The 6898-nt window shown below is 71.8% G+C and carries 5 protein-coding genes and 1 pseudogene; 3 read left to right on the forward strand and 3 right to left on the reverse strand.

Going from position 1 to position 6898, the window contains the following annotated elements; genetic code table 11:
* Positions 1–72 precede the first annotated feature (72 nt).
* Positions 73–1866 (reverse strand): annotated as a pseudogene (gene leuA, locus ACTUAL_RS26750) (2-isopropylmalate synthase); the annotation flags it as partial.
* A gap of 227 nt (positions 1867–2093) precedes the next feature.
* Here leuA and ACTUAL_RS26755 point away from each other — a divergent pair.
* Positions 2094–2399 (forward strand): hypothetical protein, encoded by a 306-nt coding sequence (locus ACTUAL_RS26755; protein WP_012782848.1) that lies wholly within the window; start codon positions 2094–2096, stop codon positions 2397–2399.
* A 27-nt stretch (positions 2400–2426) separates the two neighbouring features.
* On the opposite strand, the gene ACTUAL_RS26760 is transcribed toward ACTUAL_RS26755, so the two are convergent.
* Both ACTUAL_RS26760 and ACTUAL_RS26765 read right to left on the reverse strand, forming a co-directional pair.
* Positions 2427–3089 (reverse strand): nitroreductase family protein, encoded by a 663-nt coding sequence (locus ACTUAL_RS26760; RefSeq protein ID WP_440902184.1) that lies wholly within the window; start codon positions 3087–3089, stop codon positions 2427–2429.
* A gap of 26 nt (positions 3090–3115) precedes the next feature.
* Positions 3116–4339, reverse strand: coding sequence for a mannosyltransferase family protein (locus ACTUAL_RS26765; RefSeq protein ID WP_440902185.1), 1224 nt, complete (start codon positions 4337–4339; stop codon positions 3116–3118).
* A 76-nt stretch (positions 4340–4415) separates the two neighbouring features.
* Here ACTUAL_RS26765 and ACTUAL_RS26770 point away from each other — a divergent pair, with 76 nt between their 5' ends.
* Together ACTUAL_RS26770 and ACTUAL_RS26775 are read left to right on the forward strand one after the other, a co-directional pair.
* A complete protein-coding gene (locus ACTUAL_RS26770; RefSeq protein WP_440902186.1) occupies positions 4416–5681 on the forward strand; it encodes an aspartate kinase in 1266 nt (421 codons plus the stop codon).
* Complete coding sequence (locus ACTUAL_RS26775; RefSeq protein WP_440902187.1) at positions 5678–6745, forward strand: aspartate-semialdehyde dehydrogenase; 1068 nt, start codon at positions 5678–5680, stop codon at positions 6743–6745. Before ACTUAL_RS26770 ends, ACTUAL_RS26775 begins: the two co-directional genes overlap by 4 nt.
* Positions 6746–6898: the final 153 nt, after the last annotated feature.

Here is a 6898-nt window from a genome sequence, read left to right on the forward strand (position 1 = left end):
CGCTGCACGACCCCGGACGCCGCCGCGGCCCCCCCGGGCGGGGGGGAGGGGGGCGCGGGGGGGGCGCGACAAGCGGGTGGCGCGGGTCACGGCCGCCACCAGGGGCCGCAGGGACCCGGCCACGGTGGAGCTGTCGACGCCGACGCCCCACAGCACGCGGTCGCCCACCGAGCACTCCACGTACGAGGCCGCGCGGGCGTCGTCGCCGGAGGACAGGGCGTGCTCCGAGTAGTCCAGCACCCGGACGTCGTAGCCCACCGACGCCAGCGCGTCCACGAACGCGGCGATCGGCCCGTTGCCGGTGCCCGTCACGTCCTGGGTCTCGCCGTCGACCACCAGCACGGCCTTGATCGACTCCGAGCCGGTGCCGTCGCTGGACAGCTCGTGCTTCAGCAGGCGCAGCGGCACGACGCCCTGCAGGTACTCGTCCGCGAAGGCGTCCCAGATCTCTTTCGGGCCGACCTCGCCGCCCTGCGTGTCGGTGACCTCCTGGATCACCCGCGAGAACTCCACCTGCAGCCGCCTCGGCAGGTCCAGGTGGTGCTCGCTCTTCATCACGTACGCCACCCCGCCCTTGCCGGACTGGGAGTTGACCCGGATGACCGCCTCGTAGTTGCGGCCGACGTCCTTCGGGTCGATGGGCAGGTACGGGACCTCCCACGGGTACTCGTCGACGTGCTTGTCGGCGTCCTTCGCGTCCGCCTCCAGCGCCTCGAAGCCCTTCTTGATGGCGTCCTGGTGGCTGCCGGAGAACGCGGTGAACACCAGGTCGCCGCCGTACGGGTGCCGCTCGTGCACGGGCAGCTGGTTGCAGTACTCGACCGTGCGGCGGATCTCGTCGATGTCGGAGAAGTCGATCTGCGGGTCGACGCCCTGGCTGAACATGTTCATGCCCAGCGTCACCAGGCACACGTTGCCGGTGCGCTCGCCGTTGCCGAACAGGCAGCCCTCGATGCGGTCCGCGCCCGCCAGGTAGCCCAGCTCGGCGGCGGCCACACCGGTGCCGCGGTCGTTGTGCGGGTGCAGCGACAGCACGATCGACTCACGCCGGGCCAGGTTGCGCGACATCCACTCGATCGAGTCGGCGTACACGTTCGGCGTCGCCATCTCGACGGTCGCGGGCAGGTTGATCACCATCGGCAGCTCGGGGGTGGGCGCGATGATCTCCGAGACCGCGTCGCACACCTCCAGCGCGTAGGCCAGCTCGGTGCCGGTGTAGGACTCGGGCGAGTACTCGTAGCGGAACTCCGTCTCCGGGTACTTCTTCGCCTCCTCCAGCGCGAACCGCGCCGCGTCGGTGGCGATCGCCTTGATCCGGTCGCGGTCGGCGCGGAACACGACCCTGCGCTGGAGCACCGAGGTCGAGTTGTAGAAGTGCACGATCGCCTTGTGCGCGCCGCGCAGCGACTCGTACGTGCGGGTGATCAGCTCCGGGCGGCACTGGGTCAGCACCTGGATGGTGACGTCGTCCGGCACCGCGCCGTCCTCGATGATCTCGCGGACGAAGTCGAAGTCGGTCTGCGAGGCGGCCGGGAAGCCGACCTCGATCTCCTTGTAGCCCATGCGCACCAGCAGGTCGAACATCTTGCGCTTGCGGGCGGGCGACATCGGGTCGATCAGCGCCTGGTTGCCGTCGCGCAGGTCCACCGCGCACCACTGCGGCGCCTGGGTGATCCGCTTGGCGGGCCAGGTGCGGTCGGGCAGGTCGACGGTCTCGACCAGCTCGTGGAACGGGCGGTAGCGGTGCACCGGCATGGACGTGCCGCGCTGCGGGTTCCACGCGGGCTGGCCCTCGGGGGCCGGGCGGGCGGGAGGGCGGATGCGGCTGGTGCCGGTGCTGTACGCGTCGGGCGAGATGGTGCTCATGGGCTCTGGTGCTCCTGGCGCCGGTTCTGGAGGACGACCGGCGGCAACGCTCGGACCCGCGACGGGGGGCCGGTCTGGTCAGACCCCGTCACGGCGGCGAAGCAGGAGGTTGCGCTGCACGCTCACCAGGTTAACCACAACCCCCAGACTGGTGCGAGGGGGAGCCCAGATGGTGGAATTTCACCCCATCGTGTTTCGCTGGAACGGGGCTCGGGCATTTCTCGGCCATGTCCAGATGGCGTTCCACCACTCGTGCGAGCAGCGGGAGCTACACCGCTGCCAGGGTGATCAGCGGGGTCGGGGTCGTCTTCGCGGTCATCGAGGTCCTGTTCATCCTCATGGTGCTCCTCGGGGCCGAGTCGACCAACGCGTTCTTCCAGTTCATCTCGCAGCTGGCCAACCCGCTGGCACTGTTCTTCCCCGGTTTGTTCCAGTTCTCCGACGAGAGCGTCGAGCTGATCGTCAACTACGGTCTCGCGGCCGTGTTCTGGCTGGTCGTGACCAGTCTGCTGGCACGGCTGATCGCTCGCTGAACGAGGTCGCCCTCACCTGGACTCCCGTCACGGCGTGGCGGGAGCTTCCGGGGTGAAAGCGGCTTCTCCCCATTCCTGCGAGAACACCGTCTCGGCCAGCGGCTTGCGCCTGCGGGGCCTTGTGCCCTTCTCGCGCAGGTCTTCCGGCAAATCCGAGCCGTCGCCCTCCCGGCCGATCGCGATCACCACGACGGGGCGCACGTCCTCGGGAATGGAAAACGCTTCCCGGAGCGCTTCGGGGTCGAATCCGCCCATCTGGTGCGCGACCAGCCCGAGGTGCACCGCCTGGAGCACCAGGTTCTGCACCGCCAGCCCCAGCCCGAACTCCGCGTTCGGCAGCGGGCCCCTGGCGTCCGAGGTGACCAGCGCGGCCACGACCAGCGCGGACGCCGATCCGGCCCAGGTCCGGTTGCCCCGGCTGAGCGCCGCGAAGACCCGCTCGTGCGCCTGCTCGCCGCGCCGGGCGAGCAGGAACCGGGCCGGTTGGGTGTTCCCGTGTGAGGCTGCCCACCGCGCGGCCTCGAACAGCGAGCGCGCCTCGTCGTCGCCGAGCGCCGCGCCCGCGTCGAACGCCCTGGGGCTCCACCGGTCCGCGATGACCCCGGCCAGTTCGAGGCCGCCCTGCCCTGCACCGTCCTGCCCCGTCCCGTCCTGCCCCGGCCCGTCCTGCCCCGCGCCGTTCCGCGCCACAGCCCTCTCCCGCCTTCCCGGTCAGCTCAGATCGCGTACTGCCACGCGGTGATCGAGTACGCCCCGAACCACGCGCCGAACACCGCCACGCCCGCCAGCACCGACACCACCGTGCCCGTCTTCCGCTTGGCCAGCGACAGCGCGATCGGCAGCAGCAGCGCGAACGCGGGCAGCAGCAGCCGGGCCTTGGAGTTCATCAGCCCGTTCGAGCCCAGGTCCATCACGATCACGCCCACCGCGTACACCACCAGCGGCCACTCCAGCCGCCGCCGCGCGCACACCACCACCAGCGCGAGCCCGCCCAGCAGCAGCCACACCGTCACCAGCTCCAGCACCGACCTCGGGTTCGCCAGGATCTCCCAGGTGAACCTCCAGGTCGCCGCCCCGCCGTCGAACCTCGACCCCCAGCCGCGCTGCTGCACCGCGAACCAGCCGTCCAGCCGCCCGGTGCGCACCGCCACGAACGCGAGGTAGCCCAGCACCCCCAGCGGCGCCAGCACCCCGCCGACCCACGGCCGCAGCCCGTCCCGCCGCTGCCACACCGCCACCAGCGCGGCCAGCCCCACCGCCAGCACCAGCGCGCCCGCCGTCGGCCGCACCAGCCCGGCCCCGGCCGCGCACAGCCCGGCCAGCACCCAGCGCCGCTCCACCACGCCCACCAGCGACCACGCGGCCAGCGCGCAGAACAGCGCCTCCGAGTAGGCCATCGACAGCACCACGGCCATCGGCGACGCGGCGAACAGCACCACCAGCACCAGCCCGGCCCGCTCCGACCCGCCGCGCACCGAGCGCCCCAGCCGGTGCAGGCCGTACGCGCAGAACACCCCGCTCACCAGGCTCACCGAGAACGCCGCGCCCACCGCGGACACCCCCGGCAGCGCCCCCACCCAGCCCACCAGCAGCGGGTAGCCGGGGAAGAACGCCAGCGGCGTCTCCGCCGAGCGCCTGCCGAACGCGTCCACCAGCGCTGGCGTGACGCCCCCGTACCCGCCCTCCGCGATGCCCAGGAACCACTGCCCGTCCCACGAGGTGAGCACCTTCGCGACGTCCTTGTCCCAGTGCTCGGACATCAGCGCGAGCACCAGCACCCCGAGCAGCCTCACCAGCAGGTAGAGCGCGCCGGGGGCGATGACCGGCGCGAACCGGTGCTCCGCCAGGCCGGCCAGGGGTCCGCGCGTCGACGGCGCGCGCTCGGGGCTGTCGGGTCCTGCGTCCACGGTCGGCACGGCGACGAGGGTAGTGCCGGCCACGGCGGGGCCTGTCCACTCAGTGGTCCGGGTAGTCTGCCGTGCGAACAGGGGTTTCCTGACCTGGGAGGAGAACGCGGTGGCGCTCGTCGTCCAGAAGTACGGCGGTTCCTCGGTGGAGAGCGCCGAGCGGATCAAACGGGTGGCCGAGCGGATCGTCGCGACGCGCAAAGCGGGCAACGACGTCGTCGTGGCGGTCTCCGCGATGGGCGACTCGACCGACGAGCTGCTCGACCTCGCCCACCAGGTCGCCCCGGTGCCGCCGGGCCGCGAGCTCGACATGCTGCTCACCGCGGGCGAGCGCATCTCGATGTCCCTGCTGGCCATGGCGATCAGCTCCCTCGGCGCGTCCGCCCGGTCCTACACCGGCTCGCAGGCGGGCGTGATCACCACCGAGGTGCACGGCAAGGCGCGCATCATCGACGTGACGCCCAGCCGCATCCAGGACGCTCTCGCCGAGGGCCACATCGCGATCGTCGCGGGCTTCCAGGGCGTCAGCCAGGGCACCAAGGAGATCACCACGCTCGGCCGGGGCGGCACGGACACCACCGCCGTCGCGCTGGCCGCCGCCCTCAAGGCGGACGTGTGCGAGATCTACACCGACGTGGACGGCGTCTTCACCGCCGACCCGCGCATCGTGCCGAACGCCAAGCGGCTGGAGAGCATCTCCTACGAGGAGATGCTGGAGATGGCCGCCTGCGGCGCCAAGGTGCTGATGCTGCGCTGCGTCGAGTACGCCCGCCGCTACAACGTGCCCGTGCACGTCCGCTCCTCGTTCAGCAACAAGCCGGGGACCACGGTCTCCGGATCAGTGGAGGACCTTCCCGTGGAACAGGCGATGATCACCGGCGTCGCGCACGACCGGTCCGAGGCCAAGGTCACGGTCACGGCGGTGCCCGACCACCCCGGCGTGGCCGCGCGGATCTTCCGCGTCGTCGCCGAGGCCGAGATCGACATCGACATGGTCGTGCAGAACGTCTCGCAGGCCGTCAGCGGTCGCACCGACGTGACGTTCACGCTGCCCAAGGACGACGGCCCCCGCGCGGTGGCCGCCCGGGAGAAGGCGCGCGGCGAGATCGGCTTCGAGAAGGTCATCTACGACGACCACGTCGGCAAGGTCTCGCTGGTCGGCGCGGGGATGCGCTCGCACCCCGGGGTGACCGCAACGTTCTGCGAGGCGCTGTCCAACGCGGGCGTGAACATCGAGATCATCTCCACCTCGGAGATCCGCATCTCGGTCATCTGCAGGGACACCCAGCTCGACGACGCCGTGCGCGCGCTGCACGACGTGTTCGAGCTCGGCGGCGACGAGGAGGCTGTCGTGTACGGGGGTAGCGGCCGATGAGCGGCGGTCCGGTTCTGGCACTGGTCGGCGCCACCGGCGCGGTCGGCACGGTGATGATCTCGATCATCAACAACCGGGAGACCGTGCCGTGGGGTGAGATCCGGCTGATCGCCTCCGCCCGCTCGGCGGGCAAGAAGATCACCGTGCGCGGCGAGGAGCTCACCGTCGTCGAGCTGACCCCCGAGGCGTTCGACGGCGTCGACGTCGCCATGTTCGACGTGCCCGACGAGGTGTCCGCGCGGTGGGCGCCGATCGCCGCCGAGCGCGGCGCGGTCGCCGTGGACAACTCCGGCGCGTTCCGCATGGACGACGAGGTGCCCCTGGTGGTGCCCGAGGTCAACGCGGACAAGATCGGCGAGCGTCCCAAGGGGATCATCGCCAACCCCAACTGCACGACGCTGTCGATGATGGCCGCGATCGGCGCGCTGCACCGCGAGTTCGGGCTGCGCGAGCTGGTCGTCGCCTCCTACCAGGCCGCGTCCGGCGGCGGGCAGGCCGCGATCGACCGGCTCCGCGCCGAGGTCGAGGCCGTCTCCGGCAAGCAGGTCGGCGAGCGCGCGGGCGACGTGCGCGAGGTGCTCGACGCGGCGGGCCTGCCGGTGTCCGACTCGCCGTTCCCCGCGCCGCTGGCGCTGAACGTGGTGCCGTGGGCCGGGTCCCTCAAGGACGACGGGTGGACCAGCGAGGAGCTGAAGGTCCGCAACGAGTCCCGCAAGATCCTCGGCATCCCGGACCTGAAGGTGTCGGCGACCTGCGTGCGGGTGCCCGTGGTGACCACGCACTCGCTGGCCGTCCACGCCGTGTTCGAGCGGCCGGTGACCGTCGAGCAGGCGCACAAGATCTTCGAGGAGCAGCCGTCGGTCGTCCTGGTGGACGAGCCGGAGGCCCTGCGCTTCCCGACGCCCGCCGACGTCGTGGGCGGCGACCCGACCTACGTCGGCCGGGTCCGCCAGGCGCTGGACTTCCCGAACGCGCTCGACTTCTTCGTGTGCGGGGACAACCTGCGCAAGGGCGCCGCCCTCAACACCTACGAGATCGCCGAGGAACTGGCGGGCAGGCTGTAGGCGTTGCGCGACAAGGGGGTTGTGCTCGCGGTAGACCTGGGGACGACCCCGCCCCCCCTGGGCGCCGGGGGCCCCCCCCCCCCGGGGCGTGGCGGCACCCCGCGCGGGGAACCCCGTCGGTCCCCCCCCGCCCGGGGGGGCCCCCCCGCCCCG

Source organism: Actinosynnema sp. (assembly GCF_052038725.1).